Source organism: Kitasatospora sp. NPDC057015, assembly GCF_042673745.1.
In the GTDB taxonomy this organism is placed as follows: Bacteria; Actinomycetota; Actinomycetes; order Streptomycetales; family Streptomycetaceae; genus Kitasatospora.
In genome coordinates, this window is the sequence record NZ_JBHUSG010000030.1 from 1 (window position 1) to 21618 (window position 21618).

General features: G+C 73.7%; 13 protein-coding genes. 1 reads left to right on the forward strand and 12 read right to left on the reverse strand.

The window, feature by feature from the left end; translation table 11 throughout:
* The 10 genes from ACFTWP_RS25025 to ACFTWP_RS25070 form a co-directional block, all read right to left on the reverse strand.
* Positions 1–5536 (reverse strand): SDR family NAD(P)-dependent oxidoreductase (locus ACFTWP_RS25025; protein WP_380266999.1); only part of this gene is annotated, 5536 nt, incomplete at its 3' end.
* 109 nt (positions 5537–5645) lie between these two features.
* On the reverse strand, positions 5646–6545 hold the full coding sequence (locus ACFTWP_RS25030) for a 3-hydroxybutyryl-CoA dehydrogenase (protein WP_380267000.1): 900 nt from the start codon (positions 6543–6545) through the stop codon (positions 5646–5648).
* Positions 6542–7534, reverse strand: coding sequence for a 3-oxoacyl-ACP synthase III family protein (locus ACFTWP_RS25035; protein WP_380267001.1), 993 nt, complete (start codon positions 7532–7534; stop codon positions 6542–6544). The genes ACFTWP_RS25030 and ACFTWP_RS25035 overlap by 4 nt, the downstream gene beginning before the upstream one ends.
* A 1-nt stretch (position 7535) precedes the next feature.
* The gene (ccrA, locus tag ACFTWP_RS25040; protein ID WP_380267002.1) at positions 7536–8909 is read right to left on the reverse strand and encodes a crotonyl-CoA carboxylase/reductase; all 1374 of its coding nucleotides are present in this window, start codon (positions 8907–8909) and stop codon (positions 7536–7538) included.
* Positions 8910–9549: 640 nt separating this feature from the next.
* Entirely contained in the window at positions 9550–10695 is a 1146-nt protein-coding gene (locus ACFTWP_RS25045; protein WP_380267083.1) for an RNA polymerase sigma factor, read from the reverse strand.
* Positions 10696–10703: 8 nt separating this feature from the next.
* Positions 10704–11111 carry a YciI family protein gene (locus ACFTWP_RS25050; protein WP_380267003.1) on the reverse strand — a complete coding sequence of 136 codons (408 nt, stop codon included), beginning with the start codon at positions 11109–11111 and terminating at the stop codon, positions 10704–10706.
* Between the two features lie 177 nt (positions 11112–11288).
* The gene (locus ACFTWP_RS25055) at positions 11289–13517 is read right to left on the reverse strand and encodes an alpha-L-fucosidase (protein WP_380267004.1); all 2229 of its coding nucleotides are present in this window, start codon (positions 13515–13517) and stop codon (positions 11289–11291) included.
* A 133-nt stretch (positions 13518–13650) separates the two neighbouring features.
* A complete protein-coding gene (locus tag ACFTWP_RS25060) occupies positions 13651–15651 on the reverse strand; it encodes a carbohydrate binding domain-containing protein (RefSeq protein WP_380267005.1) in 2001 nt (666 codons plus the stop codon).
* A 375-nt stretch (positions 15652–16026) separates the two neighbouring features.
* A complete protein-coding gene (locus ACFTWP_RS25065) occupies positions 16027–17082 on the reverse strand; it encodes a substrate-binding domain-containing protein (protein ID WP_380267006.1) in 1056 nt (351 codons plus the stop codon).
* 82 nt (positions 17083–17164) lie between these two features.
* The gene (locus ACFTWP_RS25070; protein ID WP_380267007.1) at positions 17165–17335 is read right to left on the reverse strand and encodes a hypothetical protein; all 171 of its coding nucleotides are present in this window, start codon (positions 17333–17335) and stop codon (positions 17165–17167) included.
* A 103-nt stretch (positions 17336–17438) separates the two neighbouring features.
* Between ACFTWP_RS25070 and ACFTWP_RS25075 the strand changes: the two genes are divergently transcribed.
* Positions 17439–18518 (forward strand): substrate-binding domain-containing protein, encoded by a 1080-nt coding sequence (locus ACFTWP_RS25075; protein WP_380267008.1) that lies wholly within the window; start codon positions 17439–17441, stop codon positions 18516–18518.
* A gap of 115 nt (positions 18519–18633) precedes the next feature.
* Here ACFTWP_RS25075 and ACFTWP_RS25080 read toward each other — a convergent pair whose 3' ends face one another.
* Together ACFTWP_RS25080 and ACFTWP_RS25085 are read right to left on the reverse strand one after the other, a co-directional pair.
* Positions 18634–19428, reverse strand: coding sequence for a sugar phosphate isomerase/epimerase family protein (locus ACFTWP_RS25080; RefSeq protein ID WP_380267009.1), 795 nt, complete (start codon positions 19426–19428; stop codon positions 18634–18636).
* 9 nt (positions 19429–19437) lie between these two features.
* Complete coding sequence (locus tag ACFTWP_RS25085) at positions 19438–21360, reverse strand: DUF2264 domain-containing protein (protein WP_380267010.1); 1923 nt, start codon at positions 21358–21360, stop codon at positions 19438–19440.
* Positions 21361–21618: the final 258 nt, after the last annotated feature.

The window sequence follows — 21618 nt, forward strand, 5'->3', positions numbered from 1 at the left end:
GCAGGAACCCACCCTGCCGGGTGTACGAGGTACCCGGCCGGTCCGGATCCGGATCGTACAACTCCTCCAACGCCCAACCACGATCCGTGGGGAACTGCGAGACCGCGTCGGTACCCGACTCCACCAACCGCCACAACTCCTCCGGCGAGGACACCCCACCGGGGAAACGACAGGCCATCCCGACGATCACGACCGGGTCGTCCTCGACGCTCCCGGGCTCCGGCGTCGGGGCCTGCGGGGCGCCGCTCGGCGGCCCGGCCACCTGGGCCTTCAGGTAGCCGACGACCGCCGCGGTGGTCGGGTGGTCGAAGACCAGGGTGGCCGGCAGTCGCAGGCCGGTGACCGTGCCGAGCCGGTCGCGCAGCTCGACTGCGCTCAGCGAGTCGAACCCGAGCGCCTTGAAGGGGCGTTGCGGATCGACCCGATCGGCCGAGCCGTGGCCCAGCACGGCCGCCACCTCATTGCGGACCAGTGCGGACAGCGCCCGTTCCCACTCACCGTCCGGCAGTCCGGCCAACTGCTGCTCCAGCAGCGAGGTCTCGGGGGCCGCCAGGGGCGAACGGGCCGCCGAAGCGGCGGCCGGCGCGGCCGGGCCGCCCGCGCCGGCCCGGGGCAGCGGCAGCCGGACCAGGCTGCGCAGCACGGCCGGCAGGCCCGTCTCGATCCCCCTGCTGCGAAGCGCGTCCCGGTCGAACCGCACCGGCAGCAGGACGGGTTCCTCCAGTGTCCGGCCGACCCGCAGCAGGGACAGTGCCTCCGAGCGGTCCAGCGGCAGCAGACCGTCCCGGGTCAGCCCGGCCGGGTCGACCGGGTCGGGGCCACCGGTCGGGCCCGAGGGCTGCAGCCAGGGGCCCCAGGCCAGCGAGACCGCGGGCAGCCCGGCGGACCGCCGGTGCTGGGCCAGGGCGTCCAGGAAGCTGCTCGTCGCGGCATGGTGGGCCTGCCCCGCGGCGCCGAGGGTTCCGGCCACCGAGGAGAAGAGCACGAAGTCGGAGAGCTTCAGGTGCTTCGTCAGCTCGTCCAGGTGCAGGGCCGCGTCCACCTTCGACCGCATCACCCGGTCGAACCGGTCCGGCGTCAGCGACCCGGGAGCCCCGTCGTCCAGCACCCCGGCGTCCAGCACCCCGGCGGCGTGGATCACGGCGGTCAGCGGGCGATCGGCCGGGAGTGCGGCCAGCAGGGCGGCGACCGCGTCCCGGTCGGCGAGATCGCAGGCCGCGAGGGTCACCTCGGCTCCGGCGGCCCGCAGTTCGGTGGCGAGCTCGGCGGCGCCGGGGGCGTCGGCGCCCCCGCGGCCGGCCAGCAGCAGATGCCGGCGGCCGGGTTCGGCGGCGAGCTGCCTGGCGACGACGGCACCGAGATCACCGCTGCCACCGGTGATCAGGACGGTGCCGCCCGCCTCCCAGCCGGCCGCCGGCGCACCTCCGGTCGGCACGGCGGCGAGCCTGGGTATCAGCAACTCCCGCTGGCGGAGCGCTAGTTCCGGCTCACTGGAGGCGGCCGCGCGGGCCAGGCCCTGGAGCGAGCCCGGTTCGAGGTCGAGATCCAGCAGGGTGAACCGGCCCGGGTGTTCGGCCTGGGCCGAGCGCACCAGCCCGCGGACGGCGGCCAGCGCGAGGTCCGGCAGCCGATCGGCAGGGCCGGTGGCGACCGCACCGCGGGTCACCAGCAGCAGTCGGGAGCCGGCGAAGCGCTCCTCCGCCAGCCACTCCCGGAGCAGTGCCAGCGCCTCGGCGGTGGCGGTGCGGACCGCCGCCCCCACGGAGTCGGCCGAGCCGTCGTGAGCGGGTGGCGTGAGCGCGACCAGCACCACGTCCGGGCGGGCCGGAGCGGTGGCGAGCGCGGCCAGGCCCGGGTGGACGGTGACCCCGGAGGTCGCGGTGGTCAGCGCGGTGGACAGTCCGAGACCGTCCCTGCCGACCACCGCCCAGCGGGTGGAGGGGAGTTCGGCGGTGGTTGCGGGGAGCACGGTCCAGTCGAGCCGGAAGAGGGCGTCCGGTGCCTGCTCCCGGTGCAGCTCGGCCGCCGGGCGCAGGGTCAGCCGCTCGACCGTGAGGACCGGGCGGCCGGTGCCGTCCGCCAGCGCCAGCGACAGCTCGTCCGCGCCCCTGGGGGTGACCCGGACCCGAAGGGCGGTCGCTCCGGCCGCGTGCAGCTGGACGTCGTGCCAGTCGGCGGGCAGCCGGGGCGAGCCGTCGGCGGCGGGCACGACGGTGTCGTAGGCCCGCAGCGCGGCGTCGAGCAGGGCCGGGTACAGCCCGTACCGGGCGGCCTGCACCGCCGGCTCACCGGTCAGGGCGAGCTCGACGAAGACCTCCTCGCCGCGCCGCCACAGACCCGCGAGCTCCGGGGTGGTGGCCGGCTCGGGGACGGCACCGGCGGGCGGCCACGCCGTGAGGTCGACCCCGGCGCCGGACCCGGCCGGGGCGAGCCATCCGGTGGCATGCTCCGTCCACGGGCTCTCGGGCTCGGCGTCGGCCCGCCGGGCGTGCAGACCGAACGGCCGGCGGCCCGAGCGGTCGCCCGCCCCGACCACGAGCTGGACGTGCGAGTCCGCCTCGTCGGTGAGTACCCGAGTGGTCCGCAGGCTCAGCTGCTCGACCCGGGACGCGTCGGACAACGCACCTGCCTGGAGAGCGAGTTCGAGGATCGCGGAGCCGGCCAGCATCCGCGGCCCCGGGCCGGTCGGGTCGGCCGTCCAGGGGCCGTCCGCCGCCGACAGCCGGCCGGCGAGCAACAGTTCCCCACCGTCCGCCCGGGGTACCGCGGCGCCCAGCAGGGGGTGATCGGTGGGCCGGAGCCCGACCGAACCGAGGTCGCTACGGCGCTCCGGAGCCCGAAGCCAGTGACTCTCGCGCTGGAAGGCGTAGGTCGGCAGGGTGGCCCGGCGGGCGTCGGCGAGCAGCAGCGGGCTCCAGCTCACCGGGGTGCCCTGCACATGGAGGGCCGCCAGACAGGCCCGTACGGTGGCGGACTCGGATCGGCCGGCGCGCGCGGCCGGGACGAAGACGGCGTCCTCCCGGGTGACGCAGTCACGGCCCATCGAGGACAGCACCGCGTCCGGGCCGAGCTCCAGGTAGGTCGTCACGCCCTGTTCCTCCAGGGCGCGGACGCCGTCGAGGAAGCGGACCCCGGCCCGGGCGTGCCGGACCCAGTAGTCGGCCGTGCCGATCTCCTCGGCGGTGACCGGCCGGCCGGTCAGGTTGGACACCAGCGGGATCCTCGGCGCCCGGTAGGTCAGGCCCCGGGCGATCTCGCCGAAGGCGTCGAGCATCCCGTCCATCAGCGGCGAGTGGAACGCATGGCTGACCCGCAACCGCTTGGTCCGGCAGCCGCGCTCGCTCCAGCGCCGGGCGATCTCCAGGACGGCCGCCTCCTCGCCGGCCAGCACCGTCGACAGTGGACCGTTCTCCGCGGCGATCTCCACCCTGCCGGAGAACTCGTCGAGCTCAGAAGCAAGTTCGGTCGCAGCGAGTTGGAAGGACACCATGGCGCCACCGGGCGGCAGCTCCTGCATCAGCCGGCCGCGCGCGGCCACCAGGACAGCAGCGTCGTCGAGCGAGAGCACCCCGGCGACGTGGGCGGCCGCCAACTCGCCGACGGAGTGGCCCAGGAGGAGATCCGGAACCACCCCGAACCGCTCCAGCAGGCGGTACAGGGCCACCTCGAACGCGAACAGCGCAGGCTGGGTGTAGCCGGTCCGGTCGAGCAGCTCGGCCTCGGCCGATCCTTCGGCGGCGAACATCAGCTCCCGGAGCGGGCGGTCCAACCAGGGGTCGACGGCGGCGAGGATCTCGTCCAGCGCCGTGGCGAACGTGGCCGAGGACTCGTACAGCTCCTTTCCCATGCCGGCTCGTTGACTGCCCTGGCCGGTGAACAGGAAGGCCAGCTGGCCGGGCCGGACCCGGCCGGTCACCGTCTCCGCCGTGGTGTCGCCGGCGGCCAGCGCGCCGAGCGCGGCGGCCAGGCCGGCCCGGTCGTCGACGAAGGCCACCGCCCGGTGCTCGAATCCGGTCCTGGTGCCGGCCAACGCGGCGGCGAGCTCGGGGAGTTCCAGCTCCGGGTGATCCTGGAGGTGGCCCAGCAGCCGGTCCGCCTGGGCCCGCAGCGCCTCGGGGGTGCGGCCGGAGAGCAGGACGGGGAGCGGGCCCGGGGCGGTGGCCTCCGTGGCGGTGGTCTCGGTGGGTGCGGCCTCGGTGGGTGCCGTCCCCGTGGGTGCGGGACGCGGTGCGTCGGAGAGCACCAGGTGGCAGTTGGTGCCGCCCATTCCGAAGGAGCTGACACCAGCGAAGACCGGCTCGTCGCCGGCCGGACCGAACGGCAGCAGCTGCCCGTTCACCCGCAGTCCGAGCCGGTCCAGGGGGATCCCCGGGTTCGGGGTACGGAAGTTGAGACTCGGGGCGAGCGAGCGCTCGCGCAGGCAGAGCACCGCCTTGATCAGGCCGGCGATCCCGGCCGCACCTTCCAGGTGGCCGATGTTGGTCTTGACCGATCCCACCAGCAGCGGGGAGTCGGCGCCGCGGCCCGGTCCGAACACCGAGCCCAGTGCGGCGGCCTCGATCGGGTCACCCACCGGCGTGCCGGTCCCGTGGAGTTCGACGAAGCGGACGACGGCCGGGTCGACCCCGCTGTCGGCGTACGCCCGGCGGAGCACCTCCTGCTGGGCCGGGCCGTGCGGGGCGGTCAGGTTGTCGCCGCCTCCGTCGTTGTTCACCGCGCCGCCCCGGATCAGGCCGTGCACGACGTCGCCGTCGGCGAGGGCCCGCCGCAGCGTCTTGAGCACCACCAGGCCGCCGCCCTCGCCCCGGACATAGCCGTTGGCCCGCTCGTCGAAGGTGTACGTGCGCCCCTCGGGGGAGAGCGCACCGAACTTCTCGGCCACCGCGAAGCCCTCGGCCAGCAGGTTCAGGCTCACCCCGCCGGCCAGCGCCGTGACGGACTCGCCCGCCAGCAGGCTGCGGCAGGCCAGGTGCACGGCCACCAGCGAGGAGGACTGGGCCGAGTCCACCACCAGGCTGGGGCCGCGCAGGCCGAGCCCGTAGGACACCCGGTTGGCGATCACACCCCGGCTCAGCCCGGTGATGGTGTGGTTGGTCGCGAGCTCGGTGCCGTACTCGTGGGCGAGCTTGGCGTAGTCGTCCCAGATCGCGCCGACGAAGACGCCGACCTCCGTACCCGCCAGCTCCCCCGGCACCACGCCGGAGTTCTCCAGCGCCTCCCAGGCCAGTTCGAGCACCAGGCGCTGCTGCGGGTCCATCGCCGCCGCCTCCCGCGGCGAGATGCCGAAGAACTCCGCGTCGAACCCGTCCACCCGGTCGAGGAACCCACCGGGCCGGATCTCGCCCCGGCCCATCCGGCGGGGCCCGGCGACGGGGGCATCGGTCACCGCCTCCACACCGTCGCGGAGCAGCCGCCAGAAGCTTTCCGGGTCCGGGGCACCCGGAAAGCGGCAGGCGATCCCGACGATGGCGACAGTGCGGTCGGGATCCGGGTCGGCGGGCCCCCGGGAGGGAGTGGAGCCGGGTTCGATGACCATGATTCGGTGTTCTTCCTCTCGGCGGCAGCGCATGGCGGAGCCCTCCGCGGCGCGTGAATCGGCACTGTGCCGGCGGTTCTGGACCGTCCGGCCATCAACTCGACGGCGGTTACGGGTAGCTGTAGAAGCCCCGGCCGCTCTTCCGGCCGAGCAGCCCGCCCTCGACCATCCGCAGCAGCATCGGCGGCGGCGCGTAGAGCGGCTCCTTGAGTTCCTCGTACATCGCCTCCGCGATCGAGACGGTGGTGTCCAGACCGATCAGGTCGGTCAGCTTCAGCGGACCCATCGGGTGCGAGCATCCGCTGACCATGCCCTGGTCGATCACCTCGGCGGTGGCGATGCCCGACTCGACCATCCGGATCGCCGAGAGCAGGTAGGGGAAGAGCAGCGCGTTCACCAGGAAGCCGGCCCGGTCGGGGGACCTGATCACGGTCTTGCCCAGCACCTCCGCCACGAAGGTCTCCACCCTGGCCGACAACTGACTGGACGTCAGGATCGAGTCGATCAGCTCGACCAGGGGAAGGGCCGGGACGGGGTTGAAGAAGTGCACCCCGATGACCTGCTCCGGACGGCCGGTGGCGCGGGCCAGCCGGACGATCGGGATGGAGGAGGTGTTGGTCGCCAGCACCGCCTCCGGGTCCTCGACGATCTTGTCGAGGGTGGCGAACAGCTCCAGCTTCAGCGGCTCGTCCTCCTTCACCGCCTCGATCACGAACTGACGGTCCGCCAGATCGGCCAGCGTGGTGGTGAACTCCACCCGGCTGAGCGCCGCATCGCGCTGCTCCGGCGTGATCCGGCCCTTCGCGAGGCCCCGGTCCAGCGAGCGGGCGAGCCGCTGCGGGCCCCGGGCCAGCGAGTCGGCCGAGGAGACCGCCACGGTGACCGCCAGGCCCGCCTTGGCGCACAGTTCGGCGATGCCGAGACCCATGATGCCGCTGCCGACCACACCGACGCGCTCGATGGCGCCGTCGAGGCCGGTGCCGTCCGCAGGGTTCGTCCGGTCGTTCATGCGGCCCTCCAACGAAGCAGCGCGGAACCGATCGACATGCCGCCGCCGAAGCCGGCGAGCAGCACCAGGTCACCGTCCGCCAGCGCGCCCGTGCGGTTCGCCTCGTCGAGTGCGACGGGCACCGACGCGCTGCCGACGTTGCCGTACTGACGGAGCGTGCGGTGGGTGACCGCGTTCACCAGCCCGGCCCGCTCCACCACCTCGGTGAGCATCACGCCGTTGGCCTGGTGCGGCACGAAGTGGTCCACCCGGTCGAGCGGGACCCCGACCCGTGCCGAGAGGGACGCCAGCGCCGGCGGAACGTACTCCGCGACGAAGTCGCGGACCCCGCGCCCGTCCATCCGGAAGAAGTGCCGCCCCTGCGCCACCGTCTCCGCCGAGGCGGGCAGCCGGCTGCCGCCGGCCTCGACCCGGATCAGCCCGTGCGCGTCGCCCCGGCTGGCCAGGTCGACGCCCAGGATCCCGTAGGGCTCCGGCACCGAGCCGACCACCGCGGCCCCGGCGCCGTCCGCGAACAGCACGGCGGTGCGGTGGTCGGTGAAGTCGAGGATGCGCGAGTACAGGTCCGCACCGATCACCAGGGCCCGGGTGCCCGGGGTGACCGAGACCAGACTGCGGGCCAGCGCCAGCGCGTAGACGAATCCGCTGCACACGACGTTGACGTCGAAGCAGGCGGCCCGGTCGGCCCCCAGTGCGTCCTGGACCAGATAGGAGGTCGGTGGCTGCGGGAAGTCGCCGGTGGAGGTGGAGACGATCAGGTAGTCGATCCGGTCGGCCTCCAGCCCGGCCTGCTCCAGCGCGTTCCGGGCCGCCTTGGTGGCCAGGTCCGAGGTGGCCTCGTCGCCGGCCGCGTAACGCCGGGACCGGATCTGGGTCTTGCGCTCGATCCACTCCGCGGTGACGCCGGTCAGCGCCGCCACCTCCTCGTTGGAGACCTCCTCCTTCGGCAGGTAGGAGCCGGTCGCCAGGATCCCGATCTGTTCGGCCATCTCAGACACCTCCCACGGGTACGGCGGATCCGGCCGTCCCGGCGGCGACGTCCCGGAAGGGATTCAGTCGCTCCACGCCGATCCGGGCCCGCAGCGCCGGGTCGGTGACGCCCAGCCCGGGCTCGGGGGCCAGACAGAGCACCCCCACCTTCCCGACGTGGCGGTTCTCCTGGACGAGCCGCGCGGCCTCGGCCACCTCGGCCAGCGGGTACACCGAGGACAGCACCGGCGACAGGTGACCGAGCTGGAACAGCCGGTTGCACTCGGCCTGTTCCTGCAGGTTGGCCGCGTGACTGCCGATGATCCGCTTCAGGTTCATCCAGAGGTAGCGGTTGTCGAACCGGTGCTGGTACCCGGTGCTGGAACCACAGGTCACCACCACCCCGCCGCGGCGCACCACGAACACCGAGATGCCGAAGGTGGCAGCACCGATGTAGTCGAACACCACGTGCGGGTCCTCACCGACCTCGGCCCGGATCGCCCGGCCGAGCCGTTTGCCCATCTCGACGGTCCGCTCCGGGGTGAGCGGCTCGTCGCCGCCGAGCCCGATCTCGTTGCGGTTGATCACCACGTCGCAGCCGAGGCGGCGCAGCAGCTCCGCCTTGCTCTCCGAGCCGACCACACCGACCGGTATCCCGCCGGCGTTCTTCACCATCTGCACCGCGAACGCGCCCAGGCCGCCGGTGGCACCCCAGATCAGCACCACGTCGCCCTGCTTGATCCGGGCCCCGTGCTCGCCGACCAGCATCCGGTAGGAGGTGGCCGCGGTGAGCAGCACCCCGGCCGACTCCTCCCAGGTCAAGTGGGCCGGCTTGGGCAGCAGTTGACTGGCCCGCACCACCGCGTAGTGGGCCAGGCCACCGAAGTTGGTCTCGTACCCCCAGATCCGCTGCCCGGCCCCGAGCATCGCATCCCCGTGGGTGGCGGGCTCCTGGTCGTCCACCTGGACGCAGCTCACCACCACGTGGTCGCCGGTCCGCCAGCGCCGTACCCCGACACCCGCCCGGACGATCACACCGGCCGCGTCCGAGCCGACCACCTGGTAGGGGAGGTCGTGCCGGGCGGCGAACCCGCCCTCCCGGGCGTTGCGTTCGAGGAATCCGAAGGTCGGCACCGGCTGGAACGTCGCCGACCAGACCGTGTTGTAGTTGATCGAACTGGCCATGACGGCCACCAGCACCTCGTCCGGTGCCAGCTCCGGCATCGGCACCCGGCCCACTCTCAGCGACTTTCTGACGTCCGGGTCGGCGACCCCGTCGAACATGCCGACGTCCTCGGCCCGAATGTGCGCGGCCAGGTAGTCCCCGGGGATCTCCTCCTTCGCGAGCTGCTCCGGACCGGCGCCCGTCATCACAGCTTCCGCCAACGAATCCATGCCGTCCTTCCCTACTGAGCGATCGGGGCCCCGTCGAAAGGCGACGGGGAGCACGGCGGCATTCGGCAACCAGGGATCAGCGATCGGCAATTGGCCATCGACATTGATGACAGGCCGTCGTCCGAGGCCCACTGGGGTGTGCATGCGCCGACCCGGCGTCGGTAGGTGTCACCCGGTCCGCCCGGTCGGGGTGCCCGGCCGCTGACACTCACCGTACGCACACCCCCTGTACACCCCAACCCTTAACAACCCCCTAGTACGCCGCCTGCGCCGGCCCCACCCCCTGGGCACGGGGGCGGTCCCGGCCCCCTAACCAGCCCTCCCGAGGCCCCTGCTCGGCCCCGCACCACGGGAGGGGGAGGACGGGTGCCGCCGCCCGTCCGGAGGACGTCGGGGGTGCTCGGAGCCGGAGGCCGAGCGCGCCGGCGAGGCGGACGAGCACCTGCCCACGCGTCACCACCGAGCCGCGAGGCCGGTCGGTGACGCCGCCCGCTCGCCCTGGGCAGGCCCGACCCGGCCTCGCTCGGACCTGCTGCCGGCCCTCGCCGGCCGACTCACCGACGACGAAACGGATGTGGAACGAGGGCATCGAGTCCGGCGACGGCACGATCACGCCGGGGCGGCAACGGCTCGACGTCCGTCAGCGACGGCGGCGGACGTTGAGCCGGGCGGCCTGGCGCGTGAGGTGGTCGCGCTCGGCGAGGTTGGGTGCCCGCCGGGCCGCCTCGGCGTAGAGCCGGGCCGCCGTCGCCAGGTCGCCGTCGCGCTCGTGGAGGTACGCGGCGACCGCCGCGTGGCGGGGCAGGGAGTCGTCCAGTCCGGCGAGCACCGCCAGCCCGGCACGCGGTCCGTCGGCCTCGCCGACGGCGACCGCTCGGTTGAGCCGGACGACGGGACTGTCGGTCAGGAGCGCCAACTCGTCGTACCACTCGACGATCTGCACCCAGTCGGTCTCCTCGGCGGTGGCCGCGTCGGCGTGCAGGGCCGCGACGGCGGCCTGGGCCTGGTACTCGCCCAGCCGGTCGCGGGCCAGCGCCGCCTGGAGGATCTCGACGCCCTCGGCGATCGACCGGGTGTCCCACCGGCGGCGGTCCTGCTCGGCGAGCGGTACCAGGCTGCCGTCGGGTGCGGTCCGGGTGGCGCGCCGGGCGTGGTGGAGCAGCATCAGGGCGAGCAGACCCGCCACCTCGGGGTGGTCGATGACGGCCGCGAGCTGCCGGGTGAGCCGGACGGCCTCGGCGGCGAGGTCGACGTCGCCGGAGTAGCCCTCGTTGAAGACCAGGTATAGGACGCGCAGCACGGTGGCGACGTCGCCGGGCCGGTCGAGCCGGACGCCGGAGACGGTGCGCTTGGCCCGACTGATCCGCTGCGCCATGGTCGCCTCGGGTACCAGGTAGGCCCGGGCGATCTGGCGGGTGGTCAGCCCGCCGACGGCGCGCAGCGTGAGCGCGACCGCGGACGACGGCGTCAGCGACGGGTGGGCGCACAGGAAGTAGAGCCGGAGCGTGTCGTCCACGGCGGGCGCGGGCCCGGGCGGCGGCTGCTCCTCGACGAGGTCCTCGCGCCGGCGGCGGGCGGTGTCCGCCCTGGTCGCGTCCAGGTAGCGCCGCCAGGCCACGGTGATCAGCCAGCCCTTCGGGTCCTGCGGCGGCCCGGCCGGCCAGACCCGGACCGCCTCGACCAAGGCGTCCTGCACGGCGTCCTCGGCCGCCGCGAAGTCTGCTCCGCGGCGGACGAGGATCCCGAGCACGGCCGGCGTGAGGCTCCTGAGCAGGAGCTCGTCCATCGGGGAGGTCACTCCGTGACGGTCGGCGGCGCGGACAGGAAGGGGCGCAGTTCGAGCCACTCGTGGATCGGCCTCCCGCCGGCGCCCGGGGCGGCCGACAGTTCCCCGGTCAGCTCGACGGCGCGCTCGTAGCTGTCGACGTCGATCACCATCCAGCCTGCGATGAGGTCCTTGGTCTCGGCGAACGGGCCGTCGGTGACCGGCGGGCGCCCCTCGCCGACGTAGCGGACCCATGTCCCCTCGGGGGCGAGCGCCTGACCGTCGACGAACTCGCCGGTCCCTTCGAGCCGGGCCGCGAAGTCGTGCATGTACTGCATGTGGGCCGAGATCTCCTCCGGCGTCCACTGGTCCATGGGCACGTCGTTGACCGGAGCCGGGGCGCCGCGGTAGTGCTTGAGAAGCAGGTACTTGGCCATGGCGGTTCTCCTAGGTACTCGTGCGACCCATTGTGGTCGCGTTCACACCGGGGACGGAGCCGGCCACGGGATTTCGACGTCGCCGCCGAGAATTCCCTCCCGACCCTCGTGGACGGGCGTGGACGGGACGTCGCCGGCGGCTTCCCCGGGCCGCGGCCCCCGCCGGCCCGGCCCGCCTCACACCAGGTCGAAGCACCACTGGCGGTAGGTGCTCGTGTCGGCGGGGCCCACCTTGAGCGGGGAGCCGGAGGCGACCGCGCCACCCCCGTCGAGCAGCCGGCCGGTGGCGCGGTTGGCGACGGTGCAGACGCCGTGGCCGCCCGCGTCGGTGATCAGCCACTGCTGGCCCTTCCCACCGGTCCAGGGCTGCTGCTCGGGCCTGCCGCCGCCGGTGGTGCCGGTACCGTCCACGACCAGGCCGTTGGTGCGGTTGACCAGCCGGTAGTAGCCGGTGCCGAGGTCGACGGCGTGCCACTGCAGGTCGGTGCCGGCACCCGGGTCCAAGACCTTGAGGGCGGAGCCGGCCGGGACGTCGCCGCCGCCGACCAGCAGGGCGTTCTTGATGTTCCGGATCCGGAACCAGGCCGCGGGGTCGAGGGTGACCCTCAGCGAGGTGATGCGGTCGTTGGCGCCGGCGGTGCGCAGGTCGGCCGTGTCCCCGGCGAAGGTCCAGGAGGTGCCGGTGAAGTCGTCGCCGGAGTAGCCGACCACCCGGTAGCCGGGCGGGACCTGGAGCGAGGAGATGCTCGGGGCCGGCAGTCCGGCCGCCCGGAGCCGCGCCGCCGTGTGGCCGCCGAGCCGTAGTTCGGCGAGGGCGCCGCGGTGGTCGACGTCCTTGAAGGCGGTAACCCGGGTGGTCGGCCGCAGCCGCGGGATGCCGCCGGAGAAGGCGAGCCGGAGGGTGTACGCGGCGGCGGCGAAGGGGGCGGTGGCGGGCAGCGGGACGTGCAGGCCGTCGCCGTCCTGGGTCCAGCCGGTGAGGGCGGTGCGCCGACCGGCGTCCGGCCCGAGGAGCTCGACCGAGGCGAGGGTGGCGAGGTCGATCCGCCGGGAGGTGAGGGTGGTGCTGGTCAGTCCGTCCGCCGGCCAGCCGAGGGCCGTCGCGTACAGCACGGTGGCGGCCTTGTCGCGGGTGAAGCGGATGTCCTGCGGGGTGCCGAGGGTCGGTTGGAAGAAGGATCCGCCGCCCATCCTGGTCGGCCCCTCGCCGAAGTCCGTCCAGGCGCGGGTGTCGTAGACGGCCTCGCCGAAGCGGGCGAGGTGGTCGCCGATGGCGAGCAGGACGTCGCGCTGCCCCTGCGGGACGACGCCGTCGGCCGTCGGGGCGATGTTCAGCAGCACCGTCCCGTTCTTGCTGATCCGGTCGAACAGGGCGTGGGTGAGCTGGGCCGCGGTGTAGTAGCCGATGCCGGTGGTGTAGCACCAGCTGGAACTGCTGATGGAGTCGTCGGTCAGCCAGTACGGCTCCCGCAGGTCGGTGGGACCGCCGCGTTCGTAGTCGAACACCTCGCCCTGGTCGTTGAAGCCGTCCTTGTACGTGGCGACGACCTCCTTGCCCCAGCTCGCGGCTTGGTTGTAGTAGTAGGCGAGGAAGTTGAGGCGCTGCCGCTCGTCGACCGCGTTCAGCTTGAAGTCCTGGTAGACGATGTCCGGTCGGGAGCGGTCGACCACCTCCTTGAGCTTGTCGTACCAGAGCTGGTTGGAGGCCGCGCTGCCCAGCTGGCCGTACAGCTTCCTCAGGCTCGGGTCGGACTGGGCGGGGACGGAACCGTAGTAGCCGGCGAAGTTGTAGGCGTGGTGCATGGCGACCAGGAGCTTCATGCCCTGGCCGCGGATCGCGTCCGTGAAGATCAGTAGCAGGTCCAGTCGCGGGCCCCGCGCGGCGGAGTTCCACTCGTTGACCCGGCTGTCCCACATCGAGTAGCCGTCGTGGTGCTCGGCCACCGGACCGGCGAACCGCGCGCCGGCGGCCTTGAAGAGGGCCGCCCACTCGCCGGGGTCGAACGCGCCGCCGGCGGAGACCGGCCGGGGGGCGAACTGGTGGCGCCGGCCGGCCTTGTCCGTGCCGCCGTCGATGAAGTTGTGGTACGGCCAGGCCGCGGGTTCGCCGAAGGTCTCGACGTGGTGCGCGTGGGCGGCCGTCCCGGCCGTGTACATGTTGTGGGGGTACCACTCGCTGCCGAAGGCGGGGACGCTGAAGACGCCCCAGTGGAAGTAGATGCCGAACTTGGCGTCCTGGAACCACTCGGGGGCCGGGTCGTGCCGGTTCACCGACGCCCAGGTGGGCTGGTAGGGACCGGTGGCGGCCCGGGCCTGCCGGGGGTCGAGGACCTGCGCGAGGGATGTCGCGGCCACGACGGTTGCGGCCCCGGAGAGGAAGCCGCGGCGGGAGACTGCCATGAGCACACTCCTGATCGGACGGATGCCGGTTCGAACGGTGCCGGTCCCCGGTTCGGGCGCCTGCGCGGGCCGGGGCCGGGAGAAGCGGCCCGGCGCCGGGTCACGGGGTGACGCGGCGCCGGGCGCGAGGGGAGGGACGTCAGCTCGCGCGGACGGTGATGTCGTCGCACCAGCCGTAGCCGGTGCCGGTGCGGGCGTAGCAGTAGATCTTGGCGGTGGTGGCGTCGGGGCCGGTGGTGAAGGTGGTGGAGCGGTTGGTGAAGGTGCTGGTGGTGAAGACGGTGCTGGTGGAGCCGGTGGCGGCGTACTGCTTGGCGCCGAGGGAGAGTTCGGTGCCGCTCGCGGAGACCTTGCCCCAGCCGCTGAGGGTGTAGGTGGTGTTCGGCTTGACCTGGATGATCTGCTCGGCGGCCGCCTGGGCCGGGCCGACCTTCACGGCGCGGCTGCCCGCGTACCTGGTCGTGGTGTCGAGGGTGACGCCGCCGTAGCTGCTCCAGGGGTTGAGGGCGGAGTTCTCGAAGCCGGAGTTGCGCACCAGGTTGACCGGGGTGCAGGCGGTGTCGTCGAAGGCGGAGTCCTGGGCGAAGCCGCGGTCGCTGCGGCAGACCTGCGGCAGCGGGTTGCCGAAGTAGTCTCGGCTGCCGAGCGTGGGGATCGGGGCTCCGACGGCGCGGGCCGGGGACGTCGCGCCGAGCCGGTAGTCGTTCGGGGTGGTGCCACCGGCGTTGGTGAACTGCGGGTCGGTGGTCTTCTTCTCCGGGTCGGCGGGCTCGTTGACCGGGTGGTTGCCGTAGAAGGTGTTGGCGGCCCAGGAGAAGTCGGCCGGGTTGTAGGTGCCCTGGTTGTTCAGGCCGTCGAAGCCGCCGCTGCCCAGGTTGACGAACAGGTTGTTGGTGAAGCGGGCCTTGGTGGTGCCGTAGCCGTCCTGGACGATGTCCGCGGTGGAGCCGGACGGGAGGTAGACGGTGTTCTGGTAGAGGTCGGCGCTCGATTCGCCGGAGGCGACCAGCCAGCGGTCCTTGTCGTGGTGGCTCAGGTTGTAGCGCACCACCGTGCCGGTCGAGCCGGATCCCGCGCCGCAGGCGCCGCAGAACAGCATGAAGCCGCCCTCGTTGTCGTGGCTGTGGTTGAACTGGAAGACGGCGCGGTTGTTGCCGTAGTCGGAGTCGAAGGCCATGCCGTCACCGTTGTCAGCCAGTCGGCGGACGTGGTGGACCTCGTTGTACTGGATCAGGCTGTCGTCGGAGTTGATGGTCCAGATGCCGGCGTTGGAGCCCATCGGCCGCATCGCGAGGTCGTACGCGGTGTTGTGTTCGACCAGGCCGTGGTCGGCGGCGCGCAGCACGATGCCGTCGCCGCCGGTGTTGCTGATGGTGTTGCCGCGGAAGACCAGGCGGGTGCTGGGGCGCCAGTTGTTCTTGGTGCCGCAGTCGTCGCCGGTGCCGTACTGGGGTCGGCACATCCAGGTGGTGCGGTTGGTGAGGCCTTCGCGGTCGACGTTGTCGATGCGGGAGTCCTCGACGGTGACGTCGTCGAAGTTGGTGGGGGTGGTGGTGCCGGAGACGCGGAACTGGATGCCGTTGGACCACTTGGTGGCGTCGCCCCGGACGTCGTGCACGTAGACGTCCTCGACGCGGTAGTGGGTGCCGACGCCGTCGGGCAGGTCGGCGACCTCGACGAGCAGGCCGTTGCGCTCGCGCTTGGTCGCGTTCGCGTCCCGGAAGGTGATCTCCAGGTCGTGGATCTCCCACTGCTCGACGTTGTAGAGGTGGACGGCGGCCTTCTCGGCGCTGGTGCTGTCACCGGCGACGACGGGGCGGGCGGTGCCGGTCCCGTAGGCGGCGAGGGTGATCGGTGCGGCGGCGGTGCCGGAGCCCTGCGGCTTGAGGGTGCCGGTGCAGGTCGCGCCGCGCTTGAGGAACAGCTGGTCGCCGGGGCCGAAGACCTGGGCGTTGGCGGCGGCGAGGCTGTTCCAGGGGCTGGCCTGACTGCCGTCGCCGTTGGCGGCGGCCGAGCAGTCCAGGTAGCGGACGGTGCCGCCGGCGGCAGCGGCAGCCGTCGACGGGACCGCCGGAACCACGAGCGCGGCCACGGCCGCGGCCACGAGGCCCGCACGTCTGAAGGTGGGGGGGACGAGCATGGGGTACTCCCGAGGTGGGGGAGGAAGTGGGGAGGTGGGCGCCCGTCCGCACCATAGAACGGCCATCTGATCAGGTCAATCCATTGTGGTCGCTATTCGCACTTTTTGATCGAATGATCGCAGAGTGGGGGTGTGCCGGGAGGGCGCGGAGCCAGCTCGGATGGCGGCAGGAGGTGCGGGCGCGGTCAGCTCAGGCGGCGGGTCGGCTCGGGCCGCGGTCAGGTCAGGCGGCGAGAGGGACGGCGGGGCGCCTCGACCCTTCAGGAGCGGTGCGGCATGCGAAGTCCCGCCGTACGGCACCACCCTGACGGCGAGTTCGCTCAGGCGCCGGTCGCGTCGACCGGCTGCGTCAATCGGTCGCGTCGACCGACCGGCTCAGACGGCCGCGGCGCCGCAGGACTCCCGGACCTGCAACGTCGGCAGCAGCAGCACGTGGTGCACCGGAGCCGGGCCCTCACTGCCGAGCCGCCGCAGCAGCAGCGCGACCGCCTCGGACCCCACGGCCTGCTTCGGAGGGGCGACCGCCGTCAGCGGCGGAGCCCCGAGGGCGGCGAACACGTCGTCGTAACTCACCACGGCCAGCTGCTCGGGCACCTTGAGGCCGCGGGCGCGCAGCAGCGGCAACAGCTGGATCGCGTCCTGGTCGTTGTGGACCAGGACCGCCCGGACGCCACGGGAGGAGGCCTCGACCAGGCTGTTCGCCACCGCCTCGGCGTCCACCGTCGGCGTCACGATGTCGATCACCTGCTCCGGCGGCAGGCCCAGCAGTTCGCAGCCCTCGGCGTAGCCGCGGCGGATCTCGTGCGCCGTCCAGGTGTCCCGGCGGGCGACCAGCGCGACGGCCCCGTGCCCGAGCGCGGCCAGGTGCCGCAGCGCGAGGAGCACGCCGTGGCGGTGGTCGGAGGCGACCGAGTCGAGTTCCTCGGCCGGGCTCCCCGGCGCGGGCCGGCGCTCCACCAGGACGGCGGGCACCGGGAGGTCCTCGATCCAGGCCCGGCCGCCGGGAGCGTCCGCGGGCGTCCAGTTGGGCGCGAGGAGCAGTCCGTCGACGCCGGACTTCAGCAGCTGTTCCACCTGGACGTGGTCGGCGTTGGCGTCGTAGGAGGAGATGCCGAGGACGAGCTGGGCGCCCGCGTGTCCGGCGGCCGTCCGGGCTCCGGCGATGACCTCGTCGAAGTACTGGCCGACCGCGGGCACCAGCAGCCCGAGGGACGGCCCGCCGCCGGACCCGGAATCCCGCCGGTGGGCCGTCGTCGACACCGAACCGTGGACCCGGTGGAGGAGACCGGCGTCGGCGAGCGCCGCGACGTCCCGGCGCACGGTGACGGCGGGAATGCCCAGGCGCTCCGCGAGTTCCGCCACGCGAACCGACCCGAGGCCCTGCACCGCTTCGAGAATGCGGGTGCGGCGTTCGTCGGCCGAGATCGACATGTCACTCCCCTGCGCCGTGGTCCGGTCTGGGCGAGGCGTGCTGCCCGGACGGACAGGAATCTATCAGTCGGTCGGGATGCGATCACCGGTCGAGCGCCGCTTCGCACCGGACGTGGTGGACCGCTGCGGGGACGAGCCGGCACGGCGACCAGCCGCTGCGGGCGGCCTGCTCGGAACCGGCGTGATCAACCATCGACCGCCGGGTGGAGGAGAGCGAGGGCACGGCGATCAGGTGGTCAATCAATCGGCACACACCACGAGTCTTGGTCAACATTCGATCGAACGATAGTATTCGATCTGCTTGACGTAGACCTTGACGTAGACCTTGACGTCGACAGAGACCCGGGAGGGGCAGGATGGCCGCGGCAAGGGAAGAGCGCCACAGACTCATCATCACGGCGGTCGGCGATCTCGGTGGCCAGGTACGGCTGAAGGACCTGGCCGACCGGCTGGGCATCCCCGCGGTGACCGTCCGGAGGGACGTCGCGGTGCTGGCCGACGCGGGGCGGCTCAGCCGCTCGCACGGCTTCGTCTCGCTCGACCGCCCCGACACCGACCGGAGCACGGGCACCGGCGGAGTCCCGGCGGCCGGCCGCACCGTCGGTTTCCTGGTGCCGTCCGTGGGCTCCTACTTCGACGAGGTCATCTCCGGCGCCCGCGCCGCCGCCACCGCCGCCGGCGCCCGGCTGATCCTCGGCATCGCGCCGTACCGGGCGGGCGACGACCGGGTCCAGGTGGAGCGGCTGCTGGAGTCCGGCGCCGAGGGTCTGCTGCTCGCCCCGGGGCTGCTGCCCGGCCGGGCCTCCCGGGACTGCCGGTGGCTCGACGAGCTGCCGGTGCCCGCCGTCCTGGTCGAGCGCCGCTCGCCGACCCCGGACGGCGCCGGCTCGCTGCTCGACGCGGTCGGATCGGACCATCGGTACGGGGTCCTGCGCGCCCTGCGGCACTTCGTCGACCTCGGTCACGACAGCGTCCTCCTGGCCGCCCGCAGCGACTCCTGGACCGCCGAGGAGGTCAGGACCGGCTACCAGGAGGGCACCCGGCTGCTCGGACTCCCCCGGCTGCCCGTCCTGGACACGCTCTCCCCCGAGGGGGTCGCGACCGACGCCGACCTGCTGGCCGACCGGATCGCCGAGGCCGTCGCGAGCGGCACCCGGGCAGTGATCGTCCACAACGACCAGGACGCGATCCGGCTGCCGCCGCTGCTGCGTGCGCGAGGGCTCCGGGTGCCCGACGACGTGGGGCTGATCGCCTACGACGACGTCTTCGCCGCGCTGGCCGCTCCCCCGCTCACGGCGGTCGCGCCGCCCAAGCGCGCGGTGGGCAAGGCGGCGTTCGACCTGCTGCTGTTGCGCCTCGCCGGGGGCCCCGAGCGGCCGATCCACCGCACGGCGCTGCTGCCCGCCCTCCGTCTTCGCACCTCCTGCGGCGGCTGACCGCCCCGCCGCACGGTGGAGCGCCCGTTCGATCCTGTGATCGAACGGGCGCTCGGGTATCCGGGCGGGCCCGGGGCGCGGGCGGTGCTGCGCCCGCGCGGACGACCGGGCCGGCCTAGGGCCCGTCCTGACGGCGCGGCAGCGCCGCCAGGTGGCGGGCACCCGCGCCCAACCGCGGCGCCAGCGGGGCGGCGGCCGGGTGCCAGGGCGCTTCGTACTCCCAGGCGACCCAGCTGTCGCGGGGCAGCAGCCGCACGCAGGCGGCGAGCGGCAGCACCCCCGCGCCGAGTGCCAGCGGCGTGAGGTCCTCGACCGAGGCGACGTCCTTGACCTGCACGTAGCCCAGCCGGCGGGCGAGCACACGATGGGTCTCGGTGGGGTACTCCCCCGCCAGCCAGGTGTGCAGGAGATCCCAGAGCGCCCCGACGGCGGGGTGGTCGACCCGGTCGAGCACCCCGCCGAGCGCGGCGGCCGTCCGGTGCGAGTCATGGGTCTCGACCAGGATCCGCACGCCCAGCGACCAGGCGTGCCCGGCCACCTCGCCGAGCCGGTGGACCGCCCTGGCATCGGCGGCGGCGGCCGGCCCGGGCCCGCCGTGCGGAAAGACCCGCAGGTGGCGGCAGCCCAGATCGGCGGCCAGCCGCAGATGGGCCAGCAGGTCCGCGACCACCGGCTCGTCCGGCCCCGGCCCCGCGATGCCGACGTAGGAGGCGAGGGTCAGCGGTACGACCCCGGCCCGGGTGAAGAGCCTGGCCGTCGCCCGCCGTTGGGCCGGGGTGAGCTGGAGGCGGACCGGCTGGTCGGAGGCACAGCGCAGTTCCAGGCCGTGCCAGCCGTGGTCGGCGGCCAGTCCGACCACCCGGTCGAGCGGAGTGCCGGGCAGGCCGAGGGTGGACAGGGCCAGGGGCATGGCGGGCGCCTAGCCTTCTCGGCCGACGGAGACCGAGCCGGCCCCGATGCGCATCCGCGTGACCTGGCCGTCCGGCCAGGTGATCCGCAGCAGCGGGGTGTCCCCGGGCCGTACGGCCAGGTCCAGGGCGTCGAGCGGCGGCAGCCCGGCGGCGGCGGTGAGTCTGGCCCCGCAGACGAGCAGGTCCGAGCCGCCGGCGAGGACTCCGGTCAGGAGCGGGACGGCCGCCTCGGCGCCGAACGCGGTGCCGCCCGGAACCGCGGCGACCGTTGCCCCGGTGAAGCCGTGCAGCGCGCGGAGCTCGCTGCTGAGGCGCCCGTCCGCGCGGGCCGCCGCGCCGACGCCCGTCGTGCCGGCGCCGGCCCCGGCCTGCCGCCCCGCGACGGCCCAGCCGCCCTGGCGGACGGGGGTTCCGGCCGCCGCGCCGGTGACCAGGTGGACGCGGACCTCGTCCGGGCCGTGCGCGACGGTCACCGAGGTAACGGTGACCCCGGGCAGGTCACGGCCGCCGGTGCGGGGGTGCGAGAGGGAGGCCGCCCAGTCGGCGCCGGCGGCCAGCGGGACGATCCGGCCGCGTTCGGTGGGCTCGCCCCCGATCAGGAGGGCGAGGTGGTTGTCGGCCGGGCCCTCGTGGGTGGGGCCGGTTCCGGTGGAGTGGGCGAGGCGCGCGTAGTGCGGGTTGTCGGGCTGGACCAGGTCGGCGGGCTGGTCGTCGCTGCCGTGGTTGTGGAGGCGGACCAGGCCGTCGGCGGCGGTCGACTGGACCAGCCATCCGGGCCGGGCCAGCAGACGCACGGTGTCCCGGATCTCGGACGGGGCCGGCTGCTCGGGCTCCGTCCAGACGGGGTGGTCCGGCGGGAGCAGCAGGCCGAGGAAGCCGCTGCCCGCCCAGTAGGGGGAGGCGGGGCCGGAGTAGGGCTGGATCAGCCGGGGCTCGGGGCCGTGCCAGCCGAGGGTGAGCAGGCCCCGTTCGTCGACGGCGCCACGGTCGAGGAAGTACCGCAGGGCGCCGGAGGCGAGCCGGCGGGTGGTGCCGGGGCCGAGCGGGGTGTGGCCGGTGAGCGCGCCGACCCACAGCGGCGCGGTGGCGGCGAACCGGTAGGTGAGGGAGCGGCCCTGGTGGACGGGGGCGCCGTCGGCACCGAACAGGTGGGCGTAGTCGGCGAGGTGGGCGGCGAGCCGGGCACCGTGGTCCGCGAGCAGCTCCCGGTCGTCGGCCAGGTGGGCGTGCAGGACGGGGTAGAGGTGCAGGGCCCAGCCGTTGTAGTGGTCGAAGGCCCGGGGGCGGCCGTCGGTGTACCAGCCGTCACCGAGGTACATGCGGTCGATCTTCTCCAGGCCGCGCCGCACCGCGGCGCGCGCGTCCCGCTCCTCGATGCCCGCTTCGGCGAGGAAGCCGCCGACCGCCATGGGGAAGAGCCACCAGTTGTTGTCGTTGGGGGCGCGGTGCAGCGCGTCGACGAGCCAGCGGCCGACCCGGTCGCGGACGCCGCCGTCGAGGCGGTCCCAGAGCCACGGCCGGGTGAGGCGGAGCGCGAACGCGATCGAGGCGGCCTCGACCATGGCCTGTCCGCGGTCGGTGACCGGCGGCCAGGAGTCGCGGTCGCCGTCGGCGAGGTCGCGCTCGGCGCTGGGGCGGCGGGTGCCGGCGTCCAGGCCTGCGGCGTACCGGTCGAGCAGGCCGTGCGGGTCGCTGCCGCCGGCGCCGGCGATGCGCAGTGCGGCCGGCAGGAAGGTCCGGGCGTAGCCCTCCAGGCCGTCGGAGCGCCGGCCCGACCAGCTGGGGCGGGCGCCGGGGAGGTCGATGAGCGCGTGGCCGGGGCTCGCGTACGGGCGGACCGCGGCGAGCAGGTCGTCGGCCGCCGCTTCCCAGTGAGCCCTGGTCCAGCCGGTGTGGGGGCTGAGGCGTCGGTCCGCCGGGGGCAGTGGCATGAGGGCGTCCTTCACGGGTGGGTCCGGGGGCGGGTGGGTCCCTGGCCGGAATCTAGGGACCGGGCGATCATTCGTCAAGACATCCGATCAAATGAGCCGCTTGATCAGATTGTGACTTTGCCGGAGTTTCGCCGAAATCGCCACCATCACACCAGGTGAGAGCGGTACGAGCGGGACCGTGCAGCCGATCGCCCAGCTGATCAGGTCAGATCATTCGATCTGATTCTCTTGACTCCGATCCGCACGGTGCTCAGGATG